The organism is Delftia sp. WSY_7, assembly GCF_043104845.1.
Classification (GTDB): Bacteria; Pseudomonadota; Gammaproteobacteria; order Burkholderiales; family Burkholderiaceae_C; genus Comamonas; species Comamonas tsuruhatensis.
Map to the genome: position 1 here is coordinate 29921 of NZ_JBICLB010000051.1, position 13768 is coordinate 43688.

Consider the following 13768-nt stretch of genomic DNA (forward strand, 5'->3'; position numbering starts at 1 on the left):
ATGCTTTCCACGGCACCAGACCGTCGTCTCCACTCTCTACCGACACTCCAATGAAAATTCGCCGCCACTTTATCAAGTTTCCTGTCGCCGCCGGCCTGATCGCGGGCTTGACCCTGTCGGCTCTGCCGGCGTTGGCCCAGTCGGTGCAACTGCTCAATGTCTCCTACGATCCGACGCGCGAGCTGTACGTGGAATACAACCAGGCCTTCGCCAAGCACTGGAAGGCCAAGAGCGGCCAGGACGTGAGCGTCAAGCAGTCGCATGGCGGCTCGGGCAAGCAGGCGCGTTCGATCATCGACGGCATCGACGCCGACGTGGCCACGCTGGCGCTGGCCGGCGACATCGACGCCCTGGTCAAGAACGGCAACCTGCTCAAGGCCGACTGGCAAAAGCGCCTGCCGCACAACTCGGCGCCCTACAGCTCCACCATCGTCTTCCTGGTGAAGAAGGGCAATCCCAAGAACCTCAAGGACTGGGACGACCTGGTCAAGCCCGGCGTGCAGGTGATCACGCCCAACCCCAAGACCAGCGGCGGTGCGCGCTGGAACTACCTGGCCGCCTGGGAATTCGCCAAGCGCAAGTACGGCGGCGACGCACAGGCCAAGGACTTCATCGGCAAGCTGTTCAAGAACGTGCCCGTGCTGGACACGGGCGCGCGCGGCGCCACCATCACCTTCGTGCAGCGCGGCGTGGGCGATGTGCTGCTGGCCTGGGAGAACGAGGCCTTCCTGGCACTCAAGGAGTTCGGTCCCGACAAATTCCAGATCGTCGTGCCTTCGCTGTCCATCCTGGCCGAGCCTTCGGTGGCCGTGGTCGACAAGGTCGTGGACAAGAAGGGCACGCGCGCCGTGGCCGAGGAGTACCTGAAGTACCTGTACTCCGAGGAAGGCCAGCGCATCGCCGGCCGCAACTACTACCGTCCCACGGATGCCAAGGTCAAGGCCGAGTTCGCGGACAAGTTCCCCAAGCTGGAGCTGGTCACCATTGACCAGGCCTTCGGCGGCTGGGCCAAGGCCGACAAGGATCACTTTGCCGACGGCGGCAGCTTCGACCAGATCTACACCAAGAAGTGAGTGCGGCGCGCCGGCCCGGCCGGCGCCCACCCACTGAATTCACCCGCTTTCCCAGACACCTGCCAACCTCCCACGATCCGCCATGTCCATCTTCCTGACCTCCCGCCACTCTTTGCCGGCCGCGCGCCGCACGGCGCAGGCAGGCGTGCGGATGCACAAGGCAGGAGTGGCAGGCAAGGCAGGCAAGGCAGGCGTGGTGGCATCCAGCTCTTTTCTTCGCTTCGAGACCGTGGCCTTCGCCAGCCGGCGATGTAGCACCTGACGACTCCGTGCGGTGCGCCTGCAGGCCTGGCCCTGCAGGCGGCCGCCCCTTGCTCCGCATTCCCTTTTTTGTTTTTTGGCTGCATGCCGCGCGCATGCATGGGCAGCGCTTTGTCTGCGCCACGCACCACGCACCACTCTTCCAAGGATGTCCGTCATGGTCTCGTTTGATTCTTTACCCCGACACACAGCCAACTGGCGCCGACGCCAACTGCTGGGCGCGGGCCTTGCCGCAGCAGTCGCCACGGTGGGCGGCCCGGCCCTGGCCCAGGACAAGGCGGGTGACCGCGTGCTGCGCGTGGGCCACCAAAAGGGCTGGCTGTCCATCCTGAAGAGCCGGGGCACGCTGGAAAAGCGGCTGGCGCCGCTGGGCGTATCCGTGCGCTGGATCGAGTTCAACGCCGGCCCCGTGCAGCTGGAGGCGCTGAACGTGGGCTCCATCGACTTCGGCGATGTGGGCGAGGCCCCGCCCATCTTTGCGCAGGCCGCAGGGGCACCCCTGGTCTATGCGGGCGCCACCGTGCCGCGCCCCGGGCTGGAGGCGGTGATCGTGCCCAAGGACTCGCCCATCCGCAGCGTGCAGGACCTCAAGGGCAAGCGCGTGGCCTACAACAAGGGCTCGAACGTGCAGTACTTCCTGGTCAAGCTGCTGGAAAAGCACGGCCTGAAGTACGGCGATGTGCAGTCCGTCTTCCTGGCGCCGGCCGATGCGCGTGCCGCCTTCGAGCGCGGCTCCGTCGATGCCTGGCTGATCTGGGACCCCTTCCTGGCTGCCGCGCAAAAGACGCTGGACGCCCGCCTGCTGGCCGATGCCACGGGCGTGGTCAACAACCGCGCCTACTACTTCACCTCGCGCGATTTCGCCACGCGCAATGCCGATGTGCTGCGCATTGCCATCGAAGAGGTCGATGGGATTGACCGCTGGGCCTCGAAGAACCAGACGGCCGCTGCCGCCGAGCTGTCCAGCATCCTGGGCCTGGACAAGTCCATCACCGAGCTGTACCTGAGCCGTGCCCGCTTCGGCACCTCGTCCGTGACGCGCGAGATCCTGGCCGAGCAGCAGCAGATCGCCGACACCTTCTTCGAACTCAAGCTCATCCCCCGCAAGCTCAACCTGCTGCATGCCGCGCCGGTGGACCTGATCGCGTCGCGTCCCTGAGCCCACTGCAAGGAGTCCGCACCATGAATGCCAATTCCAAGAAGCCCCGCCTGGACCGCGTGCGCCGCCAGGCCCTGCAACTGCTGGGCACCACCGCCTTCAGCTGGAGCCTGGCCGGCCAGTACGCACGCGCCGAGACGCCGGCCGCCGTGGCCGGGCCCGAGCAGTTGCGCATCGGCTACCAGAAGTCGGCCGTCAACCTGGTCATCCTCAAGCAGCAAGGCGTGCTGGAAAAGCGCTTTGCGGGCACCAAGGTCAGCTGGCTGGAGTTTCCGGCCGGCCCCCAGCTGCTGGAGGCCCTGGCCGCCGGCAGCCTGGATTTCGGCCTGACCGGCGATTCACCCCCGGTCTTTGCCCAGGCCGCGGGCCGCGACCTGCTGTACGTGGGCGCCGAGCCGCCCAAGCCCGAGAGCTCGGCCATCCTCGTGCCGTCGGACTCGCCGCTGCGCGCCCTGGCCGACCTCAAGGGCCGGCGCGTGGCGCTGCAAAAAGGCTCCAGCGCCCATTACCTGCTGGTGCGCGCGCTGGACAAGGCGGGCCTGGCCTGGAACGAGATCCAGCCCGTCTACCTGGCCCCGGCCGATGCGCGCCGCCTTCGAGCGCAAGAGCGTGGACGCCTGGGCCATCTGGGACCCGTTCTACGCGGCCACCGAGCTGGCGATTCGCCCGCGCGTGCTGGCCAATGGCGAAGGCCTGTCGGGCAACGCCTCGTTCTACCTGGCCGCGCGCGGACTGGTGGAGCGCCATCCGCAGGTGCTGCGCGCGCTGTTCGACGAGCTCACGCGCGCCGATCGCCTGGCCCAGAGCGCACGCCAGGAGGCCGTGGCCCTGGTGGCCGGCTTCAGCGGCCTGGATGCGGCGGTGGTCAGCCGCTTCATTGCGCGCCGGCCCAGCTCCCCCGTGGGCCTGCTGGCTGCGCAGACCGTGGTGGACCAGCAGCGCGTGGCCGATGCGTTTTTTCGGCTGGGCCTGATTCCGCGCCAGGTGCAGGTGGCCGACATCGTCTGGCGGCCCTCGGCGGCCGAGTACGCGCGGCTGGCCGAGCCTGCGGCGGCACGGCCTTCTTCCGCCCTTTGATTCCCTTCCTCGATTCCGTCCCCTGACTGGAGCAGCGCATGCAGGTTTTCTGGTTCATTCCCACCCACGGCGACAGCCGCTACCTCGGCACGGCCGAGGGCGCCCGCCCGCTCAGCCACGACTATGTCAAGCAGGTCGCCATCGCGGCCGACAGCCTGGGCTACGAGGGCGTGCTGATTCCCACGGGCCGCTCCTGCGAGGACCCCTGGGTCGTCGCCTCCAGCCTGATTCCGGTCACCAGGCGCCTGAAGTTCCTGGTCGCCGTGCGTCCCGGCCTGCACCAGCCCAGCCTGGCGGCGCGCATGGCGGCCTCGTTCGACCGCCTGTCGGGCGGGCGGCTGCTGATCAACCTGGTCACGGGCGGCGACCGTGCCGAGCTGGAGGGCGACGGCGTCTTCCTCGACCATGCGCAGCGCTACGAGCAATCGGCCGAGTTCATCCGCATCTGGCGCGAGATCCTTGAGCGCAGCCATGAGGGCGGCACGCTCGACTACGAAGGTGAACACCTCTCGGTCAAGGGCGCCAAGCTGCTGTTCCCGCCGCTGCAAAAGCCGTATCCGCCCGTGTACTTCGGCGGCTCGTCCGAGGCCGCGCACGACCTGGCCGCCGAGCAGGTCGATGCCTACCTGACCTGGGGCGAGCCCCCGGCCGAGGTGGCCAAAAAGATTGCCGATGTGCGCGAGAAGGCGGCGCGCCATGGCCGCAGCGTGAAGTTCGGCATCCGCCTGCACGTCATCGTGCGCGAGACCGAGGACGAGGCCTGGGCCGATGCCGATCGCCTGATCAGCCGCCTCAAGGACGAGACCGTGGTCCAGGCCCAGGCCGCCTTCGCGCGCATGGACTCGGAAGGTCAGCGCCGCATGGCCGCCCTGCATGCCGGCGGCAGCCGCCGCACGCGCGCCGAGCTGGAGATCAGCCCCAACCTCTGGGCCGGCGTGGGCCTGGTGCGCGGCGGCGCGGGCACGGCCCTGGTGGGCGATGCACAGACCGTGGCCGACCGCATCAAGGAGTACGCGGACCTGGGCATAGACACCTTCGTGCTGTCCGGCTATCCGCACCTGGAAGAGGCCTACCGCTTTGCCGAACTGGTCTTCCCGCTGCTGCCGCTGTCCGTGCGCGACAGGCTGGCTGGCGGCGTGGGCGGGCCCCTGGGCGAGACCGTTGCCAACCTGTACTCGCCGCGCGCGTCGCAAAGCTGAGGGAGTCACGCATGTCCGATGCACGTACCGTTACTGCGCTGCCGGCCTCCTCGGCCCCCCCGGCCGGCGATTCCTGGTCGCCGCTGCTGCGCTTTGCGGCCGGCGTGGGCCGCCGCCTGGTGCCCTGGCTGGTGCCGCTGGCGCTGATCGCCGTCTGGCAGGCCGCCTCGGCGTGGGGCTGGCTGTCCACGCGGGTGCTGCCCGCTCCGCTGGATGTGCTGCGCGCCGCGCAGGCGCTGGCCGAGTCGGGAGAGCTGCTCAAGCATGTGCAGGTGAGCGCGGGCCGCGCGCTGGGTGGCCTGGCCATCGGCGGCGGGCTGGGGCTGGCGCTGGGCCTGCTAACGGGCTCGCTGCGCTGGGCGGAGACGCTGCTGGACTCCACCATCCAGATGGTGCGCAACATTCCCGCGCTGGCGCTGATTCCGTTGGTCATCCTGTGGTTCGGCATCGACGAGAGCGCCAAGCTGTTCCTGATCAGCGTGTCGGTGTTCTTTCCCATCTACCTGAACACCTTCCACGGCATACGCAATGTGGACCCCGCGCTGATCGAGATGGGGCGCAGCTACGGCCTCACGCGCTGGCAGCTGTACCGCGAGGTCATCCTGCCGGGCGCGCTGTCCTCCATCCTCGTCGGCCTGCGTTTTTCGCTGGGCCTGATGTGGGTGATCCTGATCGTGGCCGAGACCATCTCGGCGCAGTCGGGCATCGGCTACCTGACCATGAACGCCCGCGAGTTCCTGCAGACCGACGTGGTGCTGGTCGGCATCCTGCTATACGCCCTGCTGGGCAAGCTGGCCGACTGGTTTGCGCGTGCGCTGGAGCACTGGTGGCTGCGCTGGCATCCGGGCTACCAGCCCAAGTGACACAAGGAGCACGACATGAGCCGATGGAACCGCATGAAGACCACGCTGGCACAGGCCGTGGAGCTGAACACCACCGCGCCGGCGATGGCCTGGGAGGCCTCGTTCGACGCCGATGGCCTGGACGTCAGCGACCGCCTGGCCCAGAACGACGATGCACCGCAGTCCGCATCCCCCCAATCCGCACCGCGCCGTGGCGTGCGCCTGCAGGCCGGCGGGCTGACCAAGCGCTACGGTCAGCGCGAGGTGCTGCACGAAGTGCAGCTGCAGGTGGAGCCTGGCGAATTCGTCGCTATCGTGGGCCGCAGCGGCTGCGGCAAGAGCACCTTGCTGCGCCTGGTCGCAGGCCTGGAGCAGGCCACGGCCGGCACCCTGCTGCTGGACGGCGAGCCCGCCCGCGCCGTGCAGGGCGCGCAGGGTGGCACGCGCATCATGTTCCAGGACGCGCGCCTGCTGCCCTGGCGGCGCGTGCTGGCCAATGTGACGCTGGGCCTGCCCGCCTCGGCCCAGGAGCGTGGCCGCGAAGTGCTGGCCCAGGTCGGCCTGGCCGACCGCGAGGGCGAATGGCCGGCGCGCCTGTCCGGCGGCCAGCGCCAGCGCGTGGCCCTGGCGCGTGCCCTGGTGCACCGCCCGCAATTGCTGCTGCTGGACGAGCCGCTGGGCGCGCTCGATGCGCTCACCCGCATAGAGATGCACCGCCTGATCGAAGGCCTGTGGCAGCGCCACGGCTTCACGGCCCTGCTGGTCACGCATGACGTGCAGGAGGCCGTGGCCCTGGCCGACCGCGTGGTGCTGATCGAGGACGGCCGCATCGCGCTGGACGAACGCATTGCCCTGCCGCGGCCGCGCGTGCACGGCAGCGTGGCGCTGGCGGCCATCGAGCAACGCATTCTCGACCGCGTGCTGCAAAAGCCCGCCGCCGAGCCCGACTCCAACCCGCTGACCGACACCACGGCCTGGCCCGGCGTGCCGGCCCATGGCCTGCGCTGGGCGGTCTGACTTTTCGTTTTCCCCAACCTTCCTCTGATTCCTTTTGATCCCCAGGAGAAAAACATGTCCATTCAAGCCATCAACGTGCGCAACCAGTTCAAGGGCCAGGTGCGCGAAATCATCCGTGGTGACGTTGTCTCCGAAGTCGATGTGCAAACGCCCTGGGGCGTGGTCACCTCGGTGATCACCACGCGCTCGGTGGACGAGCTGGGCCTGGTCGTGGGCTCCGACGTGGTGGCCCTGGTCAAGTCCACCGAAGTGTCCATTGCCAAGCTCTGAGGCCAGGCACTGGAGGCACTGCCGATGCTCAACCGCCCCAGAGCATCGGCTTGTTGACCATGAGGTAGTAGGTCACGGCCATGGCGATGAAGGCCGGGTAGCCCAGCGCCTCCCAGCGCCGGGCATAGACGGCATACAGCGCGGGCAGGGCGGCCTGCGCTGCGTGCGCGCCGCGCGCCATGGCGGCCATGCGCACCTGCAGCCAGACCACGGGCAGCCAGCAGGCGCCGGCCAGCAGGTACAGGCCCAGCGACAGTGCCAGCCACGGCGTGGTCAACGGCCAGCCCGCCATATGGGCCAGGGCAATGCCGCTCACAGGCTGTATGACCACGCAGGGCGTGGTGAACCACCAGTCCGCACGCACCACCAGGCGGCTGACCACGGCCTGCGCAGCGACGCTGCCGCTGCGGTTGGCGAAGAACATGTAGAAGGCCGAGCCCAGGCCGGTGCCGACCAGCAGCACGCTGGACGCGATATGCAGCGTCTTGAGCAACAGGTAGAGATTCATGCGGACTCCTTGGACGTGACGGGCGCCGACATCAGGTGCAGCAGCATGGCTGCGATCGGCAGGTTCTTGAGCAGCGGCCCCAGCGGATGCAGCCACAGCGTGGGCTGCAGCACCGTGGCCAGCACGGTCATGGCGGCCATCAGCAACAAAGCCGCCAGATAGCTCTCCCGGCCCGGCCGCAGCCACAGCGCCATGCCCACGGCCAGGTCGGCGAGCAGGCCGCTCCAGACCAGGAATGTCTGCCAGCGCGCATCGTGGATGCCGGCATCGGCCAGCACCTGCACGCTCAGGCCCCGGTGCTCGATGGCGCTGACCAGGGCCGTGCCCAGCCAGACGGCGATCAGGCTGAGGTGCATGGCGCGCTGTGAAGGGGGCACCTGGCGCAGGCGGTGTTCACCCATGGCGCAGCGTGGCCAGCAACTGGGCGGGAGCAATGCCGGGCCGGCCCAGCAGGGCTTGCAATCCGGCCGGATCGGTGACGTTGTCGCTGGCCAGCATGGCCAGTGTCTCGCTGCACCAGGGGGAGGCGCTGACCCAGTCGCCAGCGCGTGCGCTGGCGCGGGTGAGCCAGCCGGGCAGCGTGCCCACGCGGGCGGGGGCGCGGCCCATCTGCGCGCGCAGGCTGGCAATCAGTGCGGCCAGCGGCAAGGGCAGGGGGCCGCCGATCTCGATCATGCCCACGGGCTCGGGGCTCGTCACCAGGCCGGCCACGGCCTCGGCCAGGTCGCGCACGGCCACCGGCTGCACGCGGGCCTGCAGCACGGGGCGCGGCAGCAGCAGCGCTGGCAGGCGCGCCATGGACAGGAACATCTCGCTGCTGGCGCCGCCAGCGCCGAACACAACGCTGGGGCGGACCACGCAGCCCTGCAGATGGCCGGCTGCCGTGAGTGCCAGCAGATGCTCGTCAGCGGTGCGCTTGGTGGTGGCGTAGCGCGTGGCACTGCCTTCTATGCCCAGGGCAGAGATCTGCACCACGCGCCGCACGCCGGCCGCCGCGCAGGCATCGAACAGGGCGATGGGGGCCTGGGCGTGCATGGCATCGATGGGCCGGGAGGCGCTGTCGCGCAGCACGCCCACGGCATTGACCACGGCATCCACGCCCGCCAGGTGCGGCAGCCAGGCCTCGGGCGTGGTGGCCTTGGCGTAGTCGAGCGCAGGCAGGGAATGGCGGCTGCGCGCCACGGGATCATGGCCGGCCAGGGCCAGCAGGTTGACGATATGGCGGCCGATGAAGCCGTTGCCGCCGCAGACCAGAATGCGCATGGTGACCTCCAGTTTCTCTTGTGACGGAAATTTCAGGCTCAGCGTCCGCGCTTGACGCGGGTGTCAGCGGCCTCGGAGCGCACGAAGCGCTGCACGCTGGCGCCCAGGCGCAGCAGCTTGTCCAGCGTGGAGGGCGACAGGCGCAGCATCTCGTCGGTCCAGATGCTCAGTGACTCCATGAGGCGCAGCGTCTCGTGCACGCGGTCCTGGGTGTCGGGGGATTCGGCATCGAAACCGGGCTCGGCGATCAGTTCGCGCAGCATCTCCGAGGTTGGGTCGAATTCGCGCTGCTTGCGCTCTCGCACGATGGTGCGCAGCAGCTCCCAGACATCGGACGAGGTCTCGAAATAGTCGCGGCGGTCGCCGGGCCTGCGGCTGGTGCGGATCAGCTCCCAGCCTTGCAGTTCCTTGAGGCTGTTGCTCACGTTGGAGCGAGCGGCGCCCAGCGTGTCGGCAATCTCTTCCGCGTTGAGCGGGAGGCCATGGAAGAACAGCAGGGCGTGGATCTGGGCGACCGTGCGGTTCACTCCCCAGGAGCTGCCCATGTCGCCCCAATGGTGGATGAAACGGTGTGCGATGGGACTCAGTTGCATGGCTTCAGTGTCTGCAGGCCTGAAATTTCTGTCAAGAGAGAAATTTGTGAAAGCTGAAAAATCCAGACCGGCTGCAGCGCGGAGGCTGCACCTGGCGGGGCGCGGCATGTGCTGCTCCATAATGCTGGGCAGCCTGGCCTGCCACCCAGTACATACACAGGCGGGCCGTCGTTTTGAGGGGAACACCATGACTGCTGTGCAAAACCTGCGTGCCATCACCGTGCTGGCCGCCTGCGCGCTGGCGCAGGCTGCGTCTGCCGCCTGCTATTCCGTCTACACGCCCGAGCAGGAGCTGATCTACCGCTCCAACCGCCCGCCGGTGGACCTGACCTTGCCGCTGCACCAGACCGTGGACAAGATCGAGCGCGGCGCCACCATGGTGTTCACGCTGGACGAGTTCAACTGCCTCACTGAAGTCAATCTGCTGGCCGAGCGCGAACAGCTGGCGCGTGCACGCCAGGAGCGCCAGCGGGACCTGGGCCGCAGCAGCACGCCGCGCTCCTGAGGGGCAAAAGCGAGTTCGGGGCTTTTTTGGGGGGGCGCCACCAGGGCAATCGGAGAGCCTGAGACAATCTGGCCCCATGAGTGAACCCCGCGACAACAAGATCCCCGACAACCTGCCCGAAGCCGACGCCGACGCCCCTGCACTGCCCGAAGGCTGGCTGCAGGTGCTGTCCATGGATATGGACGCCCAGGGCGTGGCCCGCAAGAGCGATGGCAAGGTGGTATTCATCGACGGCGCCCTGCCGACCGAGCTGGTCAGCGCCAACACCCATCGCAAGAAAAACAACTGGGAAGCCGCCAGCCTGACGGCCATCCACCGCGAATCCTCCCAGCGCGTGCGCCCCGGCTGCCCCAACTTCGGCTTGCATGCCGGCGCCTGCGGCGGCTGCAAGATGCAGCATCTGCACGTCGCTGCCCAGGTGGCCATCAAGCAGCGCGTGCTGGAGGACAACCTCTGGCATCTGGCCAAGGTCAGGCCCGAGACGCTGCTGCGCCCCATCGAAGGTCCGTCCTGGGGCTACCGCTTCCGCTCGCGCCTGTCGGTGCGCTACGTGGCCAAGAAGGGCAAGGTGCTGGTGGGCTTTCACGAGCGCAAGAGTCGCTACATCGCCGACATGGAGACCTGCAAGATCCTGCCGCCCCATGTGGATGCCATGCTGCTGCCCATGCGCGCGCTGATCGCCTCCATGGATGCGCGCGAAACCTGCCCGCAGATCGAGGTCGCCTGCGGCGACTCCGTCACGGCCCTGGTGCTGCGCCACCTGGAGCCGCTGTCCGAGGACGATCAGGCCCGGCTCCGCGCTTTCGCGGCCGAGCACAACGTGCAGTGGTGGCTTCAACCCAAGGGCCCGGACACCGTGCACCTCATGGAGCAGGGAGGCGCCCAACTCGACTACGGCCTGCCCGATTTCGGCATCACCATGCCGTTCAAGCCCACGGACTTCACCCAGGTCAATCCGCACATCAACCGCGTGCTGGTCACGCGCGCGCTGCGACTGCTGGATGTCAAGAAGGATGAGCGCGTGATCGACTGGTTCTGCGGTCTGGGCAACTTCACCCTGCCCCTGGCCACGCAGGCGCGCGAGGTGCTGGGCATCGAGGGCAGCGACACCCTGGTCAAGCGTTCCCATGAAAACTACGCGGCCAACAACGCACAGCGCGCAGAGGGCGACAAGCTCGCGCCCACGCGCTTTGTGGCGCGCAACCTGTTCGAGATGACGCCCGAGATGCTGTTCGCCGACGGCGTCGCCGGCAAGTGGCTGGTCGATCCGCCGCGCGAAGGAGCGTTTGCGCTGTCCAAGGCCCTGGCCGACATCCACCAGGCGCGCATCGGCGCCGAAGGTGCCGAGCCCCTGCCGGCAGGGCACGAGGCCTGGAGCTTTCCAGAGCGCATCGTCTATGTCAGCTGCAATCCCGCCACGCTGGCGCGCGATGCCGGTCTGCTGGTGCACCTGGCCGGCTATCGCTGTGTTTCGGCCGGCGTGGTCAACATGTTCCCGCACACGGCCCATGTGGAGAGCATGGCGGTGTTCGAGCGTCGCGTGGACTGACGGCGGCCCCTCAGGCCCTGCATGAAAAAGCCGTGGCCGCCTGAGGGCGCCACGGCTTTTTTGCGGCCGGATCCGGATGCCTGCCGGATCAGCTGCGATTGCGTCCTGGCGAAGGCTCGGCAGGCACATCTTCCTTGTCGCTGCGGCGGCGGTCACTCTGGCCCAGGACCGAAGGCGTGCCCTCGATCTTGTTGGCGCGCATGTACTCGTCCATATCCTTCCAGCCTGCGAACACCAGGGCCTTGGGCGATTTGGGGTTGAGCGTGTAGCAATCTTCCAGCCCGCGCAGGGCATGGCGGCAGGCCCCGCCAATGGCCTTGGCCTCGGCCTCCTTGGCGACGGCGCGGGGGTCCGGCCCCAGGCCCGGAATATCATCCAGCTTGCAGCCGGCAAGCAGCGTGGGCAGCAGCAGGATGGCGAAGGTGCGGGGAAGATTAGGCATGGTCATCTTGACGAGATTATCGGCACGACCCGGAAAAAGTTGAGCCCGCCTTGCACGAATGATGATCCCGGACATGCAAAAGGCCTCCCGAAGGAGGCCTTTGGTGTTGCAGCACGCAAGGCGCAGCCTTGGCGCGTGCGGCATCAGTCGCGTTCGCCGCCCATGATGCCCAGCAGGGCCAGCAGGCTCTGGAACACGTTGAACAGGTCCAGGTACAGGGCCAGCGTGGCGCTGATGTAGTTGGTCTCGCCGCCGTCCATGATCTGCTTGAGGTCATAGAGCATGTAGGCGCTGAAGATGCCGATGGCCGCCACCGAGATCGCCATCATGCCGGCCGTGGAGCCGATGAAGACGTTGATGATGGAGCCCACGAACAGCACCAGCACGCCCACGAACAGGAACTTGCCCATGCCCGACAGGTCGCGCTTGATCACCGTGGCCAGCGAGGCCATGACCAGGAACACGCCGGCCGTGCCTGCAAAGGCGGTCATGATCAGCTCGGAGCCGTTCTTGAAGCCCAGGATCATGCCGATCATGCGCGACAGCATCAGGCCCATGAAGAAGGTAAAGCCCAGCAGCACGGGAATGCCGGCTGCCGAGTGCTTTGTCTTCTCGATGGCGAACATGAAGCCGAAGGCGCCGCCCAGGAAGACGATGAGCCCCAGACCGCCGCTCAGCGAGCGCGTGATGCCCGTGGCCACGCCCAGCCAAGCGCCCAGCACGGTGGGGAGAAGACTCAGGGCCAGCAGCCAGTAGGTGTTGCGCAATACGCGATTGCGCTCTTGCTGCGAGACACCGTAGCCCGCAGAGCCCAGTGTGGTGACTTGATCATTCATGTGGCCAGTCCTCCGAAGGAGTGTTGTTGCGACTTGCCCATTCTAGGTGGCGGCTCGCGCGCCGCTTGCAATACCCCGAGCCGCTGCCATGGTTTGGTTTCGAATGTTTTGTTCTGCGCATGCATTGTCAGTCCTCATACGATTGCTATGCTTATAGGACATTTGTGATGGAATGGATAACTGCAATCTTATGAAGACCAAGCATGAACTCGAACTGGCCGACGTGAAGGCCATTGCCGCCGCCGCAGAGGCCGAGGCGCTGAAGAACAAGTGGGCCGTGACCATTGCCATCGTCGATGACGGCGGTCACCTGCTGTGGCTGCAGCGCCTCGATGGCGCCGCCGCAGTCTCGGCCCATATCGCTCCGTCCAAGGCCCGTTCGGCTGCCCTGGGCCGCCGCGACACCAAGGGCTATGAAGACATGATCAACAACGGCCGTACGGCCTTCCTGAGCGCCCCCACGGTGGACGGCCTGCTCGAAGGCGGCGTGGCCATCATGAAGGACGGCCAGTGCCTGGGTGCCGTGGGCGTCAGCGGCGTCAAGGCCAACGAGGATGCCCAGGTGGCCAGCGCCGGCATTGCGGCTCTGGGTCTGTAAAAAGCCCCTGATGCACCCTGCATGAATCTGCCTTTCGGGCCGATTCATGAGGCAAAGAAAAAGCCCCTGTACTGAGGTACAGGGGCTTTTTCTTTGAAGCGATCCACATTGCAGCGCAGGGAAAAAATGCTTGGCTACGCAGAATCCGAAGATTCCGTTGGCTGGCTAATCGACCTTTGGGACTGGAAGCCCCAAGGTCGCCCCACGATGAAACAAAGAAGCGGTCAGCGGACCCGAACATGACCCGCCGACGGCTGCAATCTTGGTTATTTGGTCAGGATGAGCTTGCCCAGCTTGGTGGCCTGCAGACGATAGGGTGTGCCGTTGTGCACGATGGTCACAGCCTTTTGCCCATTGAGCAGCAAGGTGCTGTCGAGTCCGCTGGCGGCCCCGCTGAGGGCTGCGGATGCTGCGGCCTGCAGCGCTGCAAAGGCCTGGGCTGTGGAGTTGCCGGACAGATGCGAGGTGGCGGCGGAAGTGGCAGACATGCAGGGAATTCCTCAAAAATTGGAAAGTTTTGTGAATGATAACAATTCTCAATTGAAAATCAAGTGAGACTTACTCTCATTGTGGTTT

General features: G+C 67.1%; 17 protein-coding genes and 1 pseudogene. 11 read left to right on the forward strand and 7 right to left on the reverse strand.

Annotated features, from left to right (window positions below):
• Positions 1–50 precede the first annotated feature (50 nt).
• The 8 genes and pseudogenes from ACF8ME_RS25335 to ACF8ME_RS25370 all read left to right on the forward strand — a co-directional run bounded on the left by ACF8ME_RS25335 (position 51) and on the right by ACF8ME_RS25370 (position 6898).
• The gene (locus ACF8ME_RS25335) at positions 51–1073 is read left to right on the forward strand and encodes a sulfate ABC transporter substrate-binding protein (protein WP_012206440.1); all 1023 of its coding nucleotides are present in this window, start codon (positions 51–53) and stop codon (positions 1071–1073) included.
• A gap of 82 nt (positions 1074–1155) precedes the next feature.
• Positions 1156–1335 (forward strand): hypothetical protein, encoded by a 180-nt coding sequence (locus ACF8ME_RS25340; protein WP_392407845.1) that lies wholly within the window; start codon positions 1156–1158, stop codon positions 1333–1335.
• Positions 1336–1491: 156 nt separating this feature from the next.
• Positions 1492–2493: a sulfonate ABC transporter substrate-binding protein gene (locus tag ACF8ME_RS25345; protein ID WP_392407846.1), complete on the forward strand. Its 1002-nt coding sequence runs from the start codon at positions 1492–1494 to the stop codon at positions 2491–2493.
• 23 nt (positions 2494–2516) lie between these two features.
• Positions 2517–3570 (forward strand): annotated as a pseudogene (locus tag ACF8ME_RS25350) (aliphatic sulfonate ABC transporter substrate-binding protein).
• A gap of 38 nt (positions 3571–3608) precedes the next feature.
• The gene (gene ssuD, locus ACF8ME_RS25355) at positions 3609–4769 is read left to right on the forward strand and encodes an FMNH2-dependent alkanesulfonate monooxygenase (protein WP_012206437.1); all 1161 of its coding nucleotides are present in this window, start codon (positions 3609–3611) and stop codon (positions 4767–4769) included.
• Between the two features lie 11 nt (positions 4770–4780).
• Positions 4781–5632 (forward strand): aliphatic sulfonate ABC transporter permease SsuC, encoded by an 852-nt coding sequence (ssuC, locus tag ACF8ME_RS25360; protein ID WP_034395338.1) that lies wholly within the window; start codon positions 4781–4783, stop codon positions 5630–5632.
• 15 nt (positions 5633–5647) lie between these two features.
• Positions 5648–6628 carry an ATP-binding cassette domain-containing protein gene (locus ACF8ME_RS25365; RefSeq protein ID WP_047218081.1) on the forward strand — a complete coding sequence of 327 codons (981 nt, stop codon included), beginning with the start codon at positions 5648–5650 and terminating at the stop codon, positions 6626–6628.
• A 54-nt stretch (positions 6629–6682) separates the two neighbouring features.
• Positions 6683–6898, forward strand: coding sequence for a molybdopterin-binding protein (locus ACF8ME_RS25370; RefSeq protein ID WP_012206434.1), 216 nt, complete (start codon positions 6683–6685; stop codon positions 6896–6898).
• 28 nt (positions 6899–6926) lie between these two features.
• Here the strand turns inward: ACF8ME_RS25370 and ACF8ME_RS25375 are convergent, their stop codons facing one another.
• Genes ACF8ME_RS25375 through ACF8ME_RS25390 form a run of 4 tightly spaced genes read right to left on the reverse strand, consistent with a single transcriptional unit; the run spans position 6927 to position 9262 of the window.
• Positions 6927–7406 carry a DUF2269 domain-containing protein gene (locus tag ACF8ME_RS25375; RefSeq protein WP_012206433.1) on the reverse strand — a complete coding sequence of 160 codons (480 nt, stop codon included), beginning with the start codon at positions 7404–7406 and terminating at the stop codon, positions 6927–6929.
• A complete protein-coding gene (locus tag ACF8ME_RS25380) occupies positions 7403–7807 on the reverse strand; it encodes a DoxX-like family protein (RefSeq protein WP_392418710.1) in 405 nt (134 codons plus the stop codon). The genes ACF8ME_RS25375 and ACF8ME_RS25380 overlap by 4 nt, the downstream gene beginning before the upstream one ends.
• Positions 7800–8669: an NAD-dependent epimerase/dehydratase family protein gene (locus ACF8ME_RS25385; RefSeq protein WP_199138133.1), complete on the reverse strand. Its 870-nt coding sequence runs from the start codon at positions 8667–8669 to the stop codon at positions 7800–7802. Before ACF8ME_RS25385 ends, ACF8ME_RS25380 begins: the two co-directional genes overlap by 8 nt.
• A gap of 38 nt (positions 8670–8707) precedes the next feature.
• Entirely contained in the window at positions 8708–9262 is a 555-nt protein-coding gene (locus ACF8ME_RS25390) for a GbsR/MarR family transcriptional regulator (RefSeq protein WP_392418713.1), read from the reverse strand.
• Positions 9263–9449: 187 nt separating this feature from the next.
• Between ACF8ME_RS25390 and ACF8ME_RS25395 the strand changes: the two genes are divergently transcribed.
• On the forward strand, positions 9450–9767 hold the full coding sequence (locus tag ACF8ME_RS25395; RefSeq protein WP_017405967.1) for a hypothetical protein: 318 nt from the start codon (positions 9450–9452) through the stop codon (positions 9765–9767).
• 76 nt (positions 9768–9843) lie between these two features.
• A complete protein-coding gene (gene rlmD, locus ACF8ME_RS25400; protein ID WP_392418716.1) occupies positions 9844–11316 on the forward strand; it encodes a 23S rRNA (uracil(1939)-C(5))-methyltransferase RlmD in 1473 nt (490 codons plus the stop codon).
• An 88-nt stretch (positions 11317–11404) separates the two neighbouring features.
• On the opposite strand, the gene ACF8ME_RS25405 is transcribed toward rlmD, so the two are convergent.
• Positions 11405–11833 (reverse strand): hypothetical protein, encoded by a 429-nt coding sequence (locus ACF8ME_RS25405; protein ID WP_392418812.1) that lies wholly within the window; start codon positions 11831–11833, stop codon positions 11405–11407.
• Between the two features lie 68 nt (positions 11834–11901).
• Positions 11902–12594 (reverse strand): Bax inhibitor-1/YccA family protein, encoded by a 693-nt coding sequence (locus ACF8ME_RS25410; protein WP_012206426.1) that lies wholly within the window; start codon positions 12592–12594, stop codon positions 11902–11904.
• A 190-nt stretch (positions 12595–12784) separates the two neighbouring features.
• Here ACF8ME_RS25410 and ACF8ME_RS25415 point away from each other — a divergent pair, with 190 nt between their 5' ends.
• A complete protein-coding gene (locus ACF8ME_RS25415; RefSeq protein WP_017405970.1) occupies positions 12785–13192 on the forward strand; it encodes a heme-binding protein in 408 nt (135 codons plus the stop codon).
• Between the two features lie 266 nt (positions 13193–13458).
• Here ACF8ME_RS25415 and ACF8ME_RS25420 read toward each other — a convergent pair whose 3' ends face one another.
• On the reverse strand, positions 13459–13680 hold the full coding sequence (locus ACF8ME_RS25420; RefSeq protein ID WP_016448325.1) for a hemin uptake protein HemP: 222 nt from the start codon (positions 13678–13680) through the stop codon (positions 13459–13461).
• Between the last annotated feature and the right edge of the window lie 88 nt (positions 13681–13768).

What these genes read in the sequence shown, in the direction of transcription:
- ACF8ME_RS25335 (WP_012206440.1), top strand. Translation starts at nt 51, where the DNA reads ATGAAAATTCGCCGCCACTTTATCAAGTTTCCTGTCGCCGCCGGCCTG.
- ACF8ME_RS25340 (WP_392407845.1), top strand. Translation starts at nt 1,156, where the DNA reads ATGTCCATCTTCCTGACCTCCCGCCACTCTTTGCCGGCCGCGCGCCGC.
- ACF8ME_RS25345 (WP_392407846.1), top strand. Translation starts at nt 1,492, where the DNA reads ATGGTCTCGTTTGATTCTTTACCCCGACACACAGCCAACTGGCGCCGA.
- ssuD (WP_012206437.1), top strand. Translation starts at nt 3,609, where the DNA reads ATGCAGGTTTTCTGGTTCATTCCCACCCACGGCGACAGCCGCTACCTC.
- ssuC (WP_034395338.1), top strand. Translation starts at nt 4,781, where the DNA reads ATGTCCGATGCACGTACCGTTACTGCGCTGCCGGCCTCCTCGGCCCCC.
- ACF8ME_RS25365 (WP_047218081.1), top strand. Translation starts at nt 5,648, where the DNA reads ATGAGCCGATGGAACCGCATGAAGACCACGCTGGCACAGGCCGTGGAG.
- ACF8ME_RS25370 (WP_012206434.1), top strand. Translation starts at nt 6,683, where the DNA reads ATGTCCATTCAAGCCATCAACGTGCGCAACCAGTTCAAGGGCCAGGTG.
- ACF8ME_RS25375 (WP_012206433.1), bottom strand. Translation starts at nt 7,406, where the DNA reads ATGAATCTCTACCTGTTGCTCAAGACGCTGCATATCGCGTCCAGCGTG.
- ACF8ME_RS25380 (WP_392418710.1), bottom strand. Translation starts at nt 7,807, where the DNA reads ATGGGTGAACACCGCCTGCGCCAGGTGCCCCCTTCACAGCGCGCCATG.
- ACF8ME_RS25385 (WP_199138133.1), bottom strand. Translation starts at nt 8,669, where the DNA reads ATGCGCATTCTGGTCTGCGGCGGCAACGGCTTCATCGGCCGCCATATC.
- ACF8ME_RS25390 (WP_392418713.1), bottom strand. Translation starts at nt 9,262, where the DNA reads ATGCAACTGAGTCCCATCGCACACCGTTTCATCCACCATTGGGGCGAC.
- ACF8ME_RS25395 (WP_017405967.1), top strand. Translation starts at nt 9,450, where the DNA reads ATGACTGCTGTGCAAAACCTGCGTGCCATCACCGTGCTGGCCGCCTGC.
- rlmD (WP_392418716.1), top strand. Translation starts at nt 9,844, where the DNA reads ATGAGTGAACCCCGCGACAACAAGATCCCCGACAACCTGCCCGAAGCC.
- ACF8ME_RS25405 (WP_392418812.1), bottom strand. Translation starts at nt 11,833, where the DNA reads ATGTCCGGGATCATCATTCGTGCAAGGCGGGCTCAACTTTTTCCGGGT.
- ACF8ME_RS25410 (WP_012206426.1), bottom strand. Translation starts at nt 12,594, where the DNA reads ATGAATGATCAAGTCACCACACTGGGCTCTGCGGGCTACGGTGTCTCG.
- ACF8ME_RS25415 (WP_017405970.1), top strand. Translation starts at nt 12,785, where the DNA reads ATGAAGACCAAGCATGAACTCGAACTGGCCGACGTGAAGGCCATTGCC.
- ACF8ME_RS25420 (WP_016448325.1), bottom strand. Translation starts at nt 13,680, where the DNA reads ATGTCTGCCACTTCCGCCGCCACCTCGCATCTGTCCGGCAACTCCACA.